The sequence below is a fragment of the Paramagnetospirillum caucaseum genome (assembly GCF_000342045.1).
GTDB lineage: Bacteria > Pseudomonadota > Alphaproteobacteria > Rhodospirillales > Magnetospirillaceae > Phaeospirillum > Phaeospirillum caucaseum.
Genome location: NZ_AONQ01000057.1, coordinates 13,218 through 28,810, shown reverse-complemented (window position 1 = coordinate 28,810; position 15,593 = coordinate 13,218). Strand labels below are relative to the sequence as shown.

Below are 15,593 nucleotides of genomic sequence, written 5' to 3'. Positions count from 1 at the left end.
GGTTCTTTTCTCATTCGGTGAAGACGTGGTGGCCTATCGGGATATCGCCGACGGCATCATCTCGACCCTGTTGGCGGCGGGCGCGACCCGGGATCAGGTTTTCTTCGAACGCCTCGACCTCGTCCGCTTCGGCACGCCGGAATACAAGGAACAGCTGGCGGCCTTGATTGACGGAAAGTTCAGCAGGAAGAACATTTCATTAATTCTCACCATCCACCGTCCCGCGCTGGACTTCGTCCTGGAGGACGGGCGGGGCACGCTTTCCAAGAAGCCGGTCATCGCGGCGATGCTCCGACCGGAAGAGGCCCGGCAGATCACCTCCCCCCGGGTCACGCACCTGCCTTATCAGGTGGATTATCGCGGCACCCTGGAGCTTGGGCTGCAATTGCTGCCGCAGACCCGGCGCGTGGTCATGGTCACCGGAGCCAGCCCGGCCGACAAGTCCCTGGAAGTGGAGGCCCGGGCCGCCTTCGAGCCGTGGAAGGACAAACTGGATTTCGAGTTCACCTCGGAATTGTCGTTGCCGGAGATCATGGGCAGGGTCGCCGCCCTGCCGCCACGGACCATGGTCCTCGCCTCGACGGTCTATGCCGACAGCACCGGAACGTCCCGTTCCCCCGTCAACGTCGTCCATCAGGTCGCCGCCCGGGCCAACGCCCCCGTCTTCACCATGTGGGACAGCGTCATGGCCAGGGGAATCGTCGGCGGCCGAACGGTCGGGTTCCAGAGCATCGGCCAGCATCTTGCCAAGCTGGCGCTCGACCGCCTCGCGGGGGGGAGCCTTCCGGCCGGGGCGCCGCCGCTCCTTGCCCCCCCGAGCCGCACGAGACTCGACTGGCGGGAAATCATCCGCTGGGAGATCGACACCAGACACCTGCCGCCGGATGCCGTCCTGGAGAACCGTCCTCCTTCATTATGGGACGAGCATCGCCAGGCGGTGATCTTCACCGCCACGGCGTTCATGACCCTGGCGACCATGGCCTTTGCCCTGCTGGTCATGAACCGCAACCTGAAGCAGGCCAAAGCCGAGGCCGGGGCCAGCGAGGAGCGCTTCCGCGATCTGGTGACCACCACGCCCGACCTCATCTCCCGCGTCGATGCGGAGGGAACCATTCTCTACGTCAACCACGCCATCCACAGCGTGTTCGGCTTTGCCCCCGAGCAGTGCGTCGGGCGATCGGCCTTTGACTTCGTTCACCCGGACGACCGCGGAAAAACCCAGGCGGCATTCGAGGATTGGAACGTTTCAGGCGCCGTTTCTGTCGCCTTCGAAAACCGCATGCTCGACGCCGACGGCGGATCGCACCACATGTCCTGGAACATCTGCCTGCGCCGGGACGAATTGGGCGAAATCATCGACATCACATCCGTCGCCCGCGACGTGAGCGAGCGCAAACGGGTCGAGGAGGAACTGCTCCGGCACAAGAATCATCTGGAAGAGCTGGTGCAGGAGCAAATGCAATCGGTGATGCTCCTCTTGCGCAAGGCCGAGGAAGCCAACAGCGCCAAGAGCACCTTCCTCGCCAACATGAGCCACGAGTTGCGTACGCCTCTGACCTCGGTGATCGGTTTCTCCCAGCTGATGGCGGAGGACATGACCCTGACGGAGGGCCAGAGGCGAAAACTGTCCACCATCAACCGCTCGGGCAACCATCTGCTGACCCTGATCAACGACGTTCTGGAATTATCGAAGATCGAGGCCGGCGGCATGCATCTGGAGGTGCGGCCCACCAATATCGGCGATCTGATCGAGTCCGTGGTCGAGATGATGCGCCCCCGCGCCGAGCACAAGGGACTTCAGCTGACGGTGCGGACCTCCGACCTGCCCGCCGGCATTGCCGCCGACGCCACCAAACTGCGCCAGGTGCTGCTCAATCTGCTGTCCAACGCCGTCAAGTTCACGGAACGCGGCCGGATCGGGCTGGAGGTCGCGGCAACCGATGCCGATCCGGGCAAGGTCCGTCTGGACGTGGCCGTATCGGACAGCGGCATAGGCATTTCCGGGGAGGATCAGGCCAGGATCTTCGAGCCCTTCGTTCAGGCCGGGGCCGCCAACAGCCATGCGGGGACCGGCCTTGGCCTCGGCATCTCCCGGCAATATGTGCGGATGATGGGAGGCGACCTGGCCGTGGAATCCTGGCCCAAGCTGGGCTCCCTGTTCCGGTTCAGCCTGGTGTTCGAGACCTGCGCCGTCCCGGCGGAGGCCTGCACGCCCGCGGGCAAGGTGGTTGGACTTGAAGCCGGGGCGGACGCTCCGCGCATCCTGGTGGCCGAGGACAATGCGGATATCCGCGTTCTGCTCAAGACCCTGCTGGTTCCGCTCGGCTTCACCGTCATGGAGGCGCCGGATGGCGCCGAGGCCGTGGCGGCGGTCCAGAGCGATTCTCCCGACCTGATCATCATGGACTGGCGCATGCCGGTCATGGACGGCGTCGAGGCGACTCGGCGGATCCGGGCGCTTACCGGTATCCGCCAGCCGCGCATCGTCATCCTGACCGCCAGCGCCTTCGAGGAACAGCGGCTGATCACCCTTGCGGCCGGGGCCGACGACTTCCTGCGCAAGCCGTTCGAACCGGACGATCTTCTGGCGCTTCTCGAGCGTCAGCTGGCGGTCCGCTTCCGCCGGAAAGAGAGCGTCTGGACGCCGCCGCAAGCCGCCGCCGCCCTGACCCCCGCGGACGTCGCGGCGCTGTCGGCGCCGGTTCGCGGCGCGCTCGCCGCGGCGGTTCAGGAACTGAGCCAGGCCAAGCTGGCCGAGGCCCTGGCGTCCGTGGCGCTCGAACATCCCGACATCGCCAGCCGCGTCAAGGGGCTGATGGATGGCGCCAAGTTCCGCGAATTGTGGAGCATGCTGGAAGGAGGCTCCCAATGACCCCTCCCCTCCCCCAGGCCGAGAGCAAGGGCGAAATCCTGATCGTCGAGGATACCCCGGCCTCCCTGGAACTGCTGTCGGAGTTGCTGACCGGCGCAGGCTATGCCGTGCGTCAGGCCCCCGATGGGGAACTGGCCCTGTGGACGGCGCGGTTGCGGCCGCCGGAACTGATCCTGCTGGATATCCGCATGCCGGGACTGGACGGGTTCGAGGTCTGCCGGCGGCTGAAGGCCGATCCGACCAATGCGGCAACCCCGGTGATCTTCCTGTCCGCGCTCGATGCCATCGAGGACAAGGTGCAAGGCCTCAGCCTCGGGGCGGCCGATTACATCACCAAACCCTACCAGCCCGAAGAGGTTCTGGCCCGGGTCAACACCCACATCACCCTGGCCCGCCTGCACAAGGCATTGGATGAGGAAAGGGAATTGCTGGAACAGCGGGTCCGGGAGAGAACCGCCACCCTGGAGGCGGAACGCCGGGAGATGTCGCGGGTGCTGACCGCCCTCGACATGGCTGGCGACGGCATCGCCATCCTTTCCCAGGACAACCGCATCACCTATGCCAACCAGGCGATGGTCGGAACCATCGGTCTGGGACGCCTGGAGGAACTTCTCGGCCATACCTCGGAAGACATCGTCATCGGCGGCACGCCCATCTTCGACGCCGCCGAGATCAGGCTTGCCCGCGACGCGGTCCATCGCCTCGGATGGTGGAGCGGCGAATTGACGCTTCACCTTCCCTCCCAAAACCGGCCACACCGGATACTCGCCCACCTCAGGGCGCTCCCCGATGGCGGCCGGGTTGCGGTGCTGACCGACGTCACCGAAGCCCGCCAGCGCGAAGACGAGAAGCGGCGTCTGGAATCGCAACTGGAACAGGCCCGCAAGCTCGAGGCGTTGGGCCAGCTGACCGCCGGCGTCGCCCATGATTTCAACAATCTTCTGGGAGCAATTCTCGGCTTTGCCCAGTTCATCGTCGAGGATACCGCCGAGGACAGTCCGCTGCACCGTTATGGAACCCGCATCGTCAAGGCCGGGCAGCAGGCCAAATCCCTGATCGGCCAGATTCTCGCCTTCTCCAATCGCCGCGATGCCGCGTTCGAAGTGTTCGACCTCTGCGCCCTGATCGACGAGAACATGAATATCCTGCGGGCCATCGTCCCCCCGACCACCACGCTCGACGTTCGCACCGAGGTGGAGGAGCCGGCCATCGCGGGCCACCGCAGCCAGATCACCCAGGTCCTGGTCAACCTTACCGTCAACGCGAGTGAGGCCCTGCAAGGCGGGCCGGGAACGGTGACCATTGAGGTCGGCGACGCAGACCTTGCAGCCCCTTCGTTCCAGCAACTGAGATCCGCGTTGGCGGGGGAAACCTCCCTCCAATCGCCCATCCAGTCATGGACAGGCATGGAGGGGCGTATCCATGCGGGGTTCGGTCATTTGCAGCCCGAGATGCGCTATCTGCGCCTCACTGTCAGCGACACGGGCGAGGGCATGGATGCCGACACTGTTTCCCGCGTCTTCGATCCCTTCTTCACCACCAAGGGCAAAACCGGGGGAACCGGCCTTGGGCTGGCCGTGGTCCATGGCGCCGTTGCCAGCCATGGAGGGGCGGTGCTGCTTACCTCCGTGCCTGGGCGGGGAAGCCGCTTCGACATCCTGCTCCCCATGGCCGACGGCCTTGGACAGGGGGACGCGCGGTCATCGTCGCCTTTGCCGGTAGCCCACAAAGGCTCGATCCTGCTGGTCGAGGACAGTTCCGAATTCGGCGACATGCTGATGACCGCCCTGTTCCGCCTGGGCTACGAGATTTCGGTCTGCGACAACCCCGTCGACGCCCTCGGATATGTACGGGAAGATCCCGCCGCCTGGGATATGGTCATCACCGACCAGGCGATGCCGGCCATGACAGGCGCCGAACTGGTCTCAGGCATCAAGACGATCCGGCCCGATCTGCCCTGCATTATTTGCACCGCCTTCCCGGACGATATCGCTCAAGAGAAGGCCTACCAGGCCGGCGCCAACGGATTCGCAACCAAGCCCCTGGATATCGGCCATTTCTCGGTGATGGTGAGGGACCTGATATGCGGTGATCCGCCGGTCGATCCTGGATGATCCGGCAATCAGCTGCGCAGCCCGGGGGCTTCATGCCCGGTGCGCGCAACATATTCCATATAGCCGCCGCTGTACTGGTGGACGCCTTCCGGCGTCAACTCCAACACCCGGTTGGAAAGCGCCGCCAGGAAATGCCGGTCGTGCGACACGAACAGCATGGTGCCCTCGTAAGCCGCCAGCGCCATGATCAACATTTGCTTGGTATCGAGATCGAGATGGTTGGTGGGCTCGTCGAGCACCAGGAAATTCGGCGGATTGAAGAGCATGAGCGCCATCACCAGCCGGGCTTTTTCTCCCCCCGACAGGACGCGGCATTTCTTTTCCACATCATCGCCGGAGAAGCCGAAACAGCCGGCAAGCGCCCGCAGCGATCCCTGGTTCGCCTGGGGAAACGAATCTTCCAGGGACTCGAACACGGTCCGCTCGCCATCCAGCAGTTCCATGGCGTGCTGGGAGAAGTAACCCATCCTGACGCTGGCGCCGACGGCCACGGTCCCGGCATCCGGTTCGGTCGCGCGCGCCACCAGCTTCAAGAGGGTCGACTTGCCCGCGCCGTTGACCCCCATGACGCACCAGCGCTCCTTGCGGCGGATGATGAGGTCGAGGCCCTGATAGATGGCCCGCTGACCATAGCCCTTGTGCACGTTCTTCAGGACCGCCACATCCTCGCCCGAGCGCGGGGCCGGCGGGAAGTCGAAGGATACGATCTGGCGGCGCCTTGGCGGCTCGAAGCGCTCGATCTTGTCCAGCTTCTTCACCCGGCTTTGGACCTGGGCCGCGTGGGAGGCCCGGGCCTTGAAGCGCTCGATGAACTTCAGCTCCTTGGCCAGCATGGCTTGCTGCCGTTCGAACTGCGCCTGCTGCTGCTTCTCGTTCAACGCCCGCTGCCGCTCGTAGAATGCGTAATCACCGGAATAAGTGGTCAGCGATCCGCCGTCGATCTCGACGATCTTGGTGACGATCCGGTTGAGGAACTCGCGGTCATGGGAGGTCATCAGGAGAGCGCCTTCGTAGCCCTTCAGGAATTCCTCCAGCCAGATCAGGCTTTCGATGTCCAGGTGGTTGCTGGGTTCGTCCAGGAGCATGGCGTCGGGCCGCATGAGCAGGATGCGGCCGAGCGCCACGCGCATCTTCCAGCCGCCCGACAGCGCCCCCACGTCGGCTTCCATCATTTCCTGACTGAAACTGAGCCCGGCCAGCACTTCCCGCGCGCGGCCCTCCAGTTCGTAGCCTCCCAACTCCTCGAAGCGCGCCTGAACCTCGCCATAGCGCTCGATGATCGCGTCCATGTCGTCGGCGCGGTCGGGATCGCACATGGCCGCTTCAAGGCTGGCCAATTCCGCCGCCACGGTGCTGACCGGCCCGGCCCCGTCCATCACTTCCGCGACCGCGCTGCGCCCGGACATCTCGCCGACATCTTGATTGAAATAGCCGATCGAGACCTGCTTCTCGATGGCCACCTGGCCCGTGTCCGGCGATTCCTCGCCCGTGATCATACGGAACAGCGTCGTCTTGCCGGTGCCATTGGGACCGACTAGGCCGACTTTTTCCCCCCGGTTGAGCGCTGCGGACGTCTCGAGAAAGAGGATCCGGTGACTGTTCTGCTTGCTGATGTTTTCGAAACGGATCATGTGCGCCTGGGTTCCCGTGCCGTGGTTGGCCCCCTTATGCCACAGGATGCGCGACGCGATAGAGTCCTGATCGATGCGATGCCCTCCCCCGGCCGAAGACCGGCATCCGGCCGGCGCATGGCGCCCCGTTGGCTTGGCGGGAAGACGGTTCCGGCTTCACCCCTTCTAACGATAGGGTTAAGCTATGCCGTTCACGGTTCATGACTCTGTCCCGCAGACCTCTTTGAGGTTGCCAAAGGAGAGTGCGGTGGCGTCCTCATCGGCCTCACACAGATTCAGGGGCGTGCTGGTCAGCGGCATTGCATTTACGACACTGTATCTATTGGCTCACTTCGGAATAACGACGGAACGCGGACGGCAGGAGCAGGAACTGCGGACCGATGTCAGCCAAGCGGCGCTGGCGCGCCTGTCGCGGCTGGAAGCCGAATTGAACGCCAACGTCTTTCTGGCCAACGGCATGGTCGCCCACATCGTGGCGCAGAACGGCATCGTGGGCGACGGCGCGGACCGCGCGCTTCAGGCGCTCCATCAGTATGGACGCCATATCAGGAATATCGGCATCGCTCCCGATAACCGGATATCCAAAGTCTATCCCCCCGAGGGAAACCAGGCCGCCATCGGGTTGTATTATCCCGACGTTCCCTCCCAGTGGCCGAGCGTCAAGCTTGCCATCGAGACACGATCGACGGTCATGGCCGGGCCGCTGACCCTGCGGCAGGGAGGCGCCGGCGTCATCAGCCGGACCCCGGTGTTCTTTGCCGATGGCCGCTATTGGGGCGTCATCAGTATCGTGCTCGACCTCGATAGCGTGCTGCGCTCCGCCGGACTGGTGACCGAGGAGCAGGGAATAAGCTTCGCCCTGCGCGGCGTGGACGGCAAGGGCGCCGATGGGGCGGCCTTCTTCGGTGATGACCGCCTGTTCGGAAAGGGCGCCCTGTTTTTTGATGCCCGCGTCCCCGGTGGGACGTGGCAATTGGCGGCGATGCCCTCGGCGGGATGGCGTGGCGACGATACCTATCTCCATGCCCTGGAGGGTGGGGCGATTGCGGTGTCGCTGGCGCTGTCCTTTGCCCTGTTCGGCTACCTGCGGAGCCGGCAGCGGCTGGCGGAAAGCGAGATGCGGACCGCGGCGCTGATCAACGCGTCCCTGGATGCCGCATGTTTGCTGACGACGGAGGGCGTCGTCCTGGCCGCCAACCAGGCCTTGGCGGCCCGCTTTCAGGTGGCCCGGGACGACCTGATCGGCAAATGCATCTATGACCTCATGCCCGAGCCTGTCCGGCAGAATCGCCGGGATGCGGTGGCAGCCGTCGTTGCCACTCGGCGGCCGAGGCACTTCCCCGATCAGAGGGACGGGTTGTTTCTCGACAACTCGATCCATCCGGTCGACGACGGGCACGGCGCGACCGCGTTCATAGCGGTGTATTCCCGCGACGTTACCGGCCATGTCACGCTCCAGCAGCGCTACTTCGACAAGATGCAGCAACTGGATGCCATTCTGGCCTGCTCCAGCATCGGCATCGCCCTGGTCAAGAAACGCGAACAGATTTGGTGCAACCAGGCGATGGCCGACATCTTCGGCTATGCCGCCGGAGAAATGAACGGCCAGAGCACCCGCATGCTCTACCCCAGCGACGGGGATTACGAGCTTCTGGGCCGGACGGCCTACGACACCCTCCTTCGGGGCGAACGGTTCGGCATCGAGCGGCAGATGCGGCACAAGGACGGACACCTTCTCTGGGCGCGGATGTGGGGAAAGCTGCTTTCGCCCGACGACCCCGAGGCGGGGAGCATCTGGACGTTCGAGGATGTCAGCGAGCGCAAGGAGGCCGAGGCTCAAAGCGCTCTGGCCGCCAGCGTGTTTCACGAAACGTCGCAGGGCATCATCGTAACCGATCCCGAAGGCCATATCCTGTCGGTCAATGAGGCGTTCACCCGCATCACGGGCTATAGCCGTGAAGAGGCCGTGGGACAGACGCCGAGGCTGATGAAATCGAACCACCAAGACCGGGGGTTCTACGAGAATTTCTGGCGCAAACTGACCGAGGAGGGCCGGTTCGAGGGGGAATTATGGAACCGGCGCAAGGACGGGGAGGCCTTCCTGGTTTGGCAGACGGTTTCCGCCATTCTCGACTCGGCCGGGAAGACGCTGCGCTATGTGGCGCTGTTCAGCGACGTCACCGATGTTCGCCGGGATGACCAGCGCATTCGCCATATCGCCTTCCATGATGCCCTGACCGACCTGCCCAACCGAATTCTGCTTCGCGACCGTCTGGAACATGCGCTGGCGACGGCGGGACGTTCGCATTCGACGGTGGCGCTGATGTTCCTGGACCTCGACGGCTTCAAGGCGGTCAACGACACCCTGGGTCACGACGTGGGCGATTACGTCCTGAAGGAGGTGGCGGCCCGCCTTGTCGACGTGGTGCGTACCACCGACACGGTATCGCGCCTGGGCGGCGACGAATTCGTGGTGCTGTTGGAAAATCCCAACGGTCGCGACGAAATCATCGAAATCGCGAACCGCATAATCACCGGCATCAACCGCCCCATGGTGTTCGGCCAGAAAACGGCGCAGGTGGGAACGTCCATCGGCATCGGCATATTTCCCGATGACGGCGACAATGCCGAAGCGCTCCTCGGCAACGCGGATACGGCCATGTACTCCGCAAAGAAGGCTGGAAAGAACGGCTACCGCTTCTTTGGCCTGGCGTGACCCCTCCTTCCATGACCGCCATCCCGGACCGTGATCCGGTTGAGCGCCAGCCACCCTTGCGCCCAGCCCATCCTGCGCCGTTTCGGTGCGGAGGCTACGGCGCGGCCATCACTGAGTTCTGGATGCCATGGTGGATACGCTGGGGCGCTTCCGCTCGGGTCTGGGGATATAGCGGCGAGAACCCGTGCGGGCAAGATGCCCGCGCCCCAAGGAGAGGACCTCGTCTTGGAGCACGGCCGTCCCGGCCGCATCACCGGAAAACCACCTCAAATATCGTACATCAGCACCGATTCGACGCGGACATTGCTGACCCGCATGTCGGCCAGCGAGGTGTTGTCGAGAATGGCGGCGATAGCGTCGCGGACATCCTGCATGACGGCGCGCACCGTGCAAGCCGTCTCGTCGACGCAATCCTCGCAGGGGCGGTAGGCGGTGCGCGATACGCAAGGGATCGGGGCCAGTGGACCGTCCAGAATGCGCACGATGTCGCCGACCATGATGCGCTCGGCCGGGCGGGCCAGCACGTAGCCGCCGCCCTTGCCCTTCTTCGACGACAGCAGCCCCTGGTTCTTCATTTCCAGCAGGATGGCGTCCAGAAACTTCTTGGGAATGCGTTCGGCCTCGGCCACGTCGGCGATCAGGCTGGGGCCCTGCCCCTCGCGCCGGGCCAGATGAACCATGGCCTTCAGGCCGTATTTCGCTTTGCTCGAGAGCATAACCCGATCCAATCAATAGACTGACAGGAAAGACCAGCTTTCCACCCCCGTCAAGCCGCCAGTTCGCGCCGCAAGTGATTGAGCTGATCCATGCGGGCCACCAGGCCGAAAAGGCGCGCGCACCCACCACCACCACCATCCGGTTTCCCATGGCGTGATCAGGCCGCCAGGGTCACAACCTTGCAAAGGCGGCGCCCAAGGCGCGAGCGCGCCTCCAGCATCAGCGGCCAGACCTCGTCGGGAATCAGGCCGTCCCGCTCCATCACGGCAAGGACAATGGGGTCTTCCATCACATCGACCAACCGGGGCTCGCCGTGACACCAGGGATCGTGGGGGCGCAGGAAATGGGTCATGACGCGTCACCTCGCCGCATGGGGTGAGCCCCACATTAAGCAGCCGCAATCGCGAAATAAATCTTATCTCTACTATTTTTATATATTTTTACTGACCAAAAGTCTCGGAGCCCCATGCGGCGCCGCCCTCCGCTTGAGGGCGGCGCCGAGCGGAACCCATCAACGCAATCCAAGGATCAGCGACGCTTGTCGAACACCACCACCTCGCCCTCGCGCCCCATGTTCAACATGATGCGGGCCCGTTCTTCCAGCATGTCGGGGTCCAGGTGGTCGGGACGCAGGAGTTGCACCCGGTGCTCCATCTCGGCACGCTCGGACGCCACCTTGGACAGGTGCATCTCGGCGTCGAGAATCTCGGCCTGCAGACGGAAATAGGCCAGCACGCCGCGATTACCTTCCACGGTGTGGTAGGTAAAATAGGCCACCGCGCCAAGCCCGATCATCGGTCCAACGACGCGACGGCAGCGGCTGAGAAGTTCCTGCAACATAAAGCGGATGGGATCACACGCGAATTCACGCCGTCAACACATGCATTCACACAGTGTTCACTTTTTCACGCAGCGAGTCACAGGTGTTGCAGAAATGACTCACTTTCCGAAGCCTCCGTGAAGACAGTCACAGTTCACTCCGCGAGTCGCAGTCACTCCGCGCCATCGCCCATTTCGGATATCCACATATGGCACTAGACCAATGGTATGTGATTAACTGAACGAATGCTCGTGGCCAAGGGAGAAGACCATGGGGGAGCCGCACCAGCACCTGACGGACGTCGCCACGGCAGGCTTCACGCCCGGGACCGCCAAACCGGGTCCCGACCGGATGCCGCGCAGCTTCCTGTCGGAATTCGAGCGCGCCCAGGTCCAGAGAATCGCCGAGGAAGGCGGGGCGCTGGCCGCCGCCGTGGTTCGCTGGCATCGCGAGCAGAACGCTGCCAACCACGGCAACCTGGAACAGCACCTCTCCCATGGGCTGGGCGTGGCGGCGCTTGGCGCCCTGGTCATGCAGCTTCTCGCCTGGACCCGGCTGGTTGAGCCGGCCGGGGCGCCACCCGCCACCCTGCGGGCGGCACGGGAGATCATCGACGCCGCCGATCCCGAGGCGGAACCGGCGGCGCTGGACACCCAGGCCCGCAGCCTGCTGATCCATGCCATGGAGATCAAGGCCAAGGCGCGGCGCATCTCACGCCTTTGGTAGCAGCCCCTCGGCCTCGCATCCCGCCGTTCCGTCGCAGACCACCTTCTGCCCCAGCGACACCACCAGCAGCAGATTCTCGCAGCGGCTGATCCGTTCGCGCACGGTGCGCATCCGCCCGGCCGCCGCGCGGCGCTCGGCCTCGCTCTCCGCTCTGGACAGGTCCCGAGCCGCCTCGGTCAGCAAACGGTAGGCCTGCTCCAGCCCCACGCAGAGAGGTCCGTAACCAGGGTCGCCCATACCCGCCACCTCTTGACATTTGTCATAGCATACCGATTACAGCACTCCGATCCGCATAATCAAGGCCACAGGCGGATAATGGATACTATGTTTCTACTACTGAACACTAACTTTCCATATCCCCACCCCACCCGCTCCCTGGACGCGTTCGACAATCGGGCGCGGACCGCCATGCCACCTTGATTACGGTATCCACCCGACCCCGCGCCCCCACCCGTTGGAGTTGGCACGGCATTTGCGGTGACTGCATCGCACAACCGAGAACAAGAAGATCGGGGGCGTCGGGGAGGCAGAACGGCCGGGGCATGACCCCCAGGTCCGCGCGGCTCCGCGATCTTCCCTTCCGGACTTCCGACAGCCCGACGCGCCAGCCAAGGTGGGGGACAATGTACGACGACACCGAAATTTCCCGCGAGATCGCCAACCGATTCAACCTGGATCGCCGCGACTTCCTGAAATTCTGCGCCGCCATGGCCGCGACCATGGGCCTGCCCAAGGGGGCCGACGCGCAGATCGCCCAGGCCATGACCGCCAAGGAACGCCCCAGCGTGATCTGGCTGCACTTCCAGGAGTGTACCGGCTGCACCGAATCCATGCTCCGCGCCGAGCATCCGACCATCGAGAAGCTGATCCTGGAGATCATCTCGCTCGACTACCACGAGACGCTGTTCGCCGCCGCCGGCCATCAGGTGGAAGCGGCCCGCGAGGCGGCCATGAAGAAGAACTGGGGCAAGTACGTCCTGGTCATCGAGGGTGCCATCCCGGTCAAGGATAACGGCATCTACTGCAAGGTGGGCGGCAAGACAGCGCTCCAGTTGACCAAGGAATGCGCCGAGGGCGCCGCGGCGGTGATCGCCATCGGCTCCTGCGCCTCGTGGGGCGGCATGCCGTCGACGCCGCCCAACCCGACGGGTTCGACCGGCGTGCCGGAGATCCTGGTCGGCAAGCCGGTGGTGACCATCCCCGGCTGTCCGCCCAACCCCTACAACTTCCTGTCCACCGTGGTCCACTTCCTGACCTTCGGCGCCCTGCCGGCGGTGGACGACAAGGGCCGTCCCAAGTTCGCCTATTCCCGTCTCATCCACGAGAATTGCGAGCGCCGCGCCCATTTCGACGCCGGCCGCTTCGCGCTGGAATTCGGCGACGAGGGCCATCGCAAGGGCTATTGCCTGTACAAGCTGGGCTGCAAGGGCCCCGAGACCTACGCCAACTGTCCGGCCATCCTGTTCAACGACGTGGGTTCCGGCTCGTGGCCGGTGGGCACCGGCCATCCCTGCATCGGCTGCACGGAAAAGGGCATCGGCTTCGCCAAGCCCATCCACGCCTTGGCCGAATTGCAGAACCAGCGGCCGCCCGTGGGCTATCCCCGCGTGGTCGAGGAGCAGGGTGCCGGCGCCTCCATCGGCGCCATCGCCACGGTGGCGGCGGTCGGTGGCCTGGCCATCGGCGCCGGCGCCAAGCTGGTGGGCAATCTGGGCAAGAGCGAAGACGGCCAGGATTCCGGAAAGCAGGGGTAATCCGCCATGACCATCACCAGACGCAATTTCTTGCGCCGGGCGGCGGCGGGTGGAACGGCGGCGGTCGCCGCCTGCGCCACCCTCGCCCCTGCCGGCGCCGAAGCGCGCGAGAACCTGAAGGTTCCCGACAACGCCGTCGGCCTGCTGTTCGACGGGACGCTGTGCATCGGCTGCAAGGCCTGCATGTCGGCCTGCAAGGAGGTCAACAACCTGCCGCTGGAAGACACCATCGGCGAGAAGCTGTGGGATACCCCGCTGGAGCTGTCGGGCAAGACCTACAACGTCATCAAGGTCTACCAGTCGGGCACCATGGAGACCAAGGACAAGGCCGAGAACGGCTTTGCCCATATCAAGCGCTCGTGCCTGCACTGCGCCGATCCCTCCTGCGTGTCGGCCTGTCCGGTCTCGGCCATGACCAAGGACAAGCAGACCGGCATCGTCGGCTATGACAAGGACGCCTGCATCGGCTGCCGCTACTGCGTCGCCGCCTGCCCGTTCGGCGTGCCCCAGTTCCAGTACGACACGCCCAAGCCGGAAATCGCCAAGTGCCAGCTGTGCAAGCACCGCATGGCCGAAGGCAAGTTTGCGGCCTGCGCCGAGGTCTGCCCCACCGGCGCCACCCTCTTCGGCCCGTACAAGGCTCTGTCGGCGGAGATCGACCGCCGCCGGGCCATGAAGCCGGGCGAGCTGGCCGAGTTCCCCCGCCGCACCCCCGATTCGGGCGACATGCACGAGAAGGCGGCGCCCCAATACGTGGACTACGTCTACGGCCAGAAGGACGCCGGCGGCACCCAGGTCCGCTACCTGTCGGGAGTAGCCTTCGACAGGCTGGCCCTGCCCATGGGCCTGCCGGAACGCGCCTTCGCCGCCGATTCCGAGACCATGCAGCATACCCTGTACGGCGGGATGATCCTGCCGGTGGTGGCGCTGGCCGGCCTGGTCACCGCCGCCTGGCGGGGATCGAAAAACCACCACGACGACGATGATTTCGACATGTTCGATCATCCGGAAGGGGGGCACAAGTAATGGTCAATCACCCCATCCCCAGTCAGGTGGCCAACCGCCTGAAGAAGGGCAAGGCCGGCCCCGCCGCCATCGGCGGCGCGCTGGTCACCCCCTTCACCATCGTCCTGGCCGTGCTGATCGGCATCGCCCTGTTCTTCCTGGCCCAGCGCTTCATCTACGGCCTGGGCGCCGTCACCAACATCAACAACGGCTATCCCTGGGGTATCTGGGTGGTGTGGGACGTGGTCATCGCCACCGGCTTCGCCTGCGGCGGCTACGCCATGGCCCTGGTGTGCTACGTCATGAACCGGGGCGAGTACCATCCCCTGGTCCGCCCGGCGCTGACCGCCTCGCTGTTCGGTTATTCCCTGGGCGGCCTGTCGGTGCTGATCGACCTCGGCCGCTACTGGAATTTCTGGCACATCCTGTGGCCGGGCTACGCCCAGCCCGGTTCGGTGATGTTCGAGGTGGCCGCCTGCATCAGCCTGTACATCATCGTGCTGTGGATCGAGTTCTCGCCGGCCTTCCTCGAGCATTTCGGCTTCAAGAACCTCAAGGCCAAGCTGAACAAGGCCATGTTCTTCTTCATCGGCCTGGGCGTGCTGCTGCCCACCATGCACCAATCCTCGCTGGGATCGCTGCTGGTGGTGTTCGGCGCCCAGATCCATCCGCTGTGGCAGACCCCGCTGCTGCCGCTGCTGTTCCTGCTGACCGCCGTCTGCATGGGCTTCGCCATCGTCATCGTCGAGGCGACCTGGGCCTCGGTCGGCTTCCGGCGCGACATCGCGGGCGAGCTGCCCATGCTTTCGAAGATCGGCAAGATCATCATGGGCATCCTGGTGGCCTATCTGGTCATCCGCCTGGGCGATCTGGCGGTCCGGGGCGCCATCTTCAAGGCGTTCACCTCGGGCGCCAAGAGCGTGATGTTCCTGATCGAGATGGCTGCCTTCGCCTATCCCGTCTTCGTGCTGTCCAGCCCGGCCAACCGCAAGCGGCTGTCCAAGCTGCTGGCGGCGGCCATGAGCATGCTGACCGGCGCGGTGCTGTACCGCATCGACGCCTTCCTGGTGGCCTACGACACCGGCCCCGGCTGGCACTACTTCCCCAGCGTGCCCGAGATGATGGTCACCATCGGCGTGATCGCCATCGAAGTGCTCGCCTACATCATTTTCGTCCGGAAATTCCCCATTCTTCCCGGCCACTCGACCCCTGCGGCCGCCGAGTAAGGAGACCTGAGC

At 64.6% G+C, this 15,593-nt stretch carries 12 protein-coding genes; 7 read left to right on the top strand and 5 right to left on the bottom strand.

Annotated elements, in window-relative coordinates:
- On the top strand, positions 1-2,872 hold a 2,872-nt coding region (locus tag H261_RS23495; RefSeq protein ID WP_008620051.1), incomplete at its 5' end, for a PAS domain-containing hybrid sensor histidine kinase/response regulator.
- A complete protein-coding gene (locus H261_RS23490) occupies positions 2,869-4,986 on the top strand; it encodes a response regulator (RefSeq protein ID WP_008620048.1) in 2,118 nt (705 codons plus the stop codon). The genes H261_RS23495 and H261_RS23490, both read left to right, overlap by 4 nt.
- 8 nt (positions 4,987-4,994) lie before the next feature.
- Here the strand turns inward: H261_RS23490 and H261_RS17295 are convergent, their stop codons facing one another.
- Entirely contained in the window at positions 4,995-6,617 is a 1,623-nt protein-coding gene (locus tag H261_RS17295; protein ID WP_008620046.1) for an ABC-F family ATP-binding cassette domain-containing protein, read from the bottom strand.
- Positions 6,618-6,900: 283 nt separating this feature from the next.
- On the opposite strand from H261_RS17295, the gene H261_RS23485 reads away from it, so the two are divergent.
- A complete protein-coding gene (locus H261_RS23485) occupies positions 6,901-9,333 on the top strand; it encodes a sensor domain-containing diguanylate cyclase (RefSeq protein WP_161625046.1) in 2,433 nt (810 codons plus the stop codon).
- 266 nt (positions 9,334-9,599) lie between these two features.
- Here the strand turns inward: H261_RS23485 and H261_RS17285 are convergent, their stop codons facing one another.
- From H261_RS17285 to H261_RS17275, 3 genes are all read right to left on the bottom strand, one after another.
- Positions 9,600-10,049 (bottom strand): RrF2 family transcriptional regulator, encoded by a 450-nt coding sequence (locus tag H261_RS17285; RefSeq protein WP_008620042.1) that lies wholly within the window; start codon positions 10,047-10,049, stop codon positions 9,600-9,602.
- Between the two features lie 158 nt (positions 10,050-10,207).
- On the bottom strand, positions 10,208-10,402 hold the full coding sequence (locus H261_RS17280; protein ID WP_008620040.1) for a hypothetical protein: 195 nt from the start codon (positions 10,400-10,402) through the stop codon (positions 10,208-10,210).
- A gap of 176 nt (positions 10,403-10,578) precedes the next feature.
- Entirely contained in the window at positions 10,579-10,845 is a 267-nt protein-coding gene (locus H261_RS17275; protein ID WP_008620038.1) for an FtsB family cell division protein, read from the bottom strand.
- A gap of 295 nt (positions 10,846-11,140) precedes the next feature.
- Here H261_RS17275 and H261_RS17270 point away from each other — a divergent pair, with 295 nt between their 5' ends.
- Positions 11,141-11,596 carry a hypothetical protein gene (locus tag H261_RS17270; protein ID WP_008620037.1) on the top strand — a complete coding sequence of 152 codons (456 nt, stop codon included), beginning with the start codon at positions 11,141-11,143 and terminating at the stop codon, positions 11,594-11,596.
- Here the strand turns inward: H261_RS17270 and H261_RS17265 are convergent.
- A complete protein-coding gene (locus H261_RS17265; protein WP_040476778.1) occupies positions 11,582-11,833 on the bottom strand; it encodes a hypothetical protein in 252 nt (83 codons plus the stop codon). The two genes, H261_RS17270 and H261_RS17265, sit on opposite strands and share 15 nt — an antisense overlap.
- 386 nt (positions 11,834-12,219) lie before the next feature.
- Between H261_RS17265 and H261_RS17260 the strand changes: the two genes are divergently transcribed.
- The 3 genes from H261_RS17260 to hybB are packed head-to-tail and all read left to right on the top strand — an operon-like array spanning position 12,220 to position 15,581.
- Positions 12,220-13,350, top strand: coding sequence for a hydrogenase small subunit (locus tag H261_RS17260; protein WP_008620032.1), 1,131 nt, complete (start codon positions 12,220-12,222; stop codon positions 13,348-13,350).
- Between the two features lie 6 nt (positions 13,351-13,356).
- The gene (gene hybA, locus H261_RS17255; RefSeq protein WP_008620031.1) at positions 13,357-14,376 is read left to right on the top strand and encodes a hydrogenase 2 operon protein HybA; all 1,020 of its coding nucleotides are present in this window, start codon (positions 13,357-13,359) and stop codon (positions 14,374-14,376) included.
- Positions 14,376-15,581: a Ni/Fe-hydrogenase cytochrome b subunit gene (hybB, locus tag H261_RS17250; RefSeq protein ID WP_008620028.1), complete on the top strand. Its 1,206-nt coding sequence runs from the start codon at positions 14,376-14,378 to the stop codon at positions 15,579-15,581. The genes hybA and hybB overlap by 1 nt, the downstream gene beginning before the upstream one ends.
- Positions 15,582-15,593: the final 12 nt, after the last annotated feature.

Excerpts from the sequence above, each read along its gene's own strand:
- H261_RS17270 (WP_008620037.1), top strand. The coding sequence starts at position 11,141 with ATGGGGGAGCCGCACCAGCACCTGACGGACGTCGCCACGGCAGGCTTC.
- hybB (WP_008620028.1), top strand. The coding sequence starts at position 14,376 with ATGGTCAATCACCCCATCCCCAGTCAGGTGGCCAACCGCCTGAAGAAG.
- H261_RS17280 (WP_008620040.1), bottom strand. The coding sequence starts at position 10,402 with ATGACCCATTTCCTGCGCCCCCACGATCCCTGGTGTCACGGCGAGCCC.
- H261_RS17260 (WP_008620032.1), top strand. The coding sequence starts at position 12,220 with ATGTACGACGACACCGAAATTTCCCGCGAGATCGCCAACCGATTCAAC.
- H261_RS17295 (WP_008620046.1), bottom strand. The coding sequence starts at position 6,617 with ATGATCCGTTTCGAAAACATCAGCAAGCAGAACAGTCACCGGATCCTC.
- hybA (WP_008620031.1), top strand. The coding sequence starts at position 13,357 with ATGACCATCACCAGACGCAATTTCTTGCGCCGGGCGGCGGCGGGTGGA.
- H261_RS17285 (WP_008620042.1), bottom strand. The coding sequence starts at position 10,049 with ATGCTCTCGAGCAAAGCGAAATACGGCCTGAAGGCCATGGTTCATCTG.
- H261_RS17275 (WP_008620038.1), bottom strand. The coding sequence starts at position 10,845 with ATGATCGGGCTTGGCGCGGTGGCCTATTTTACCTACCACACCGTGGAA.
- H261_RS23490 (WP_008620048.1), top strand. The coding sequence starts at position 2,869 with ATGACCCCTCCCCTCCCCCAGGCCGAGAGCAAGGGCGAAATCCTGATC.
- H261_RS17265 (WP_040476778.1), bottom strand. The coding sequence starts at position 11,833 with ATGGGCGACCCTGGTTACGGACCTCTCTGCGTGGGGCTGGAGCAGGCC.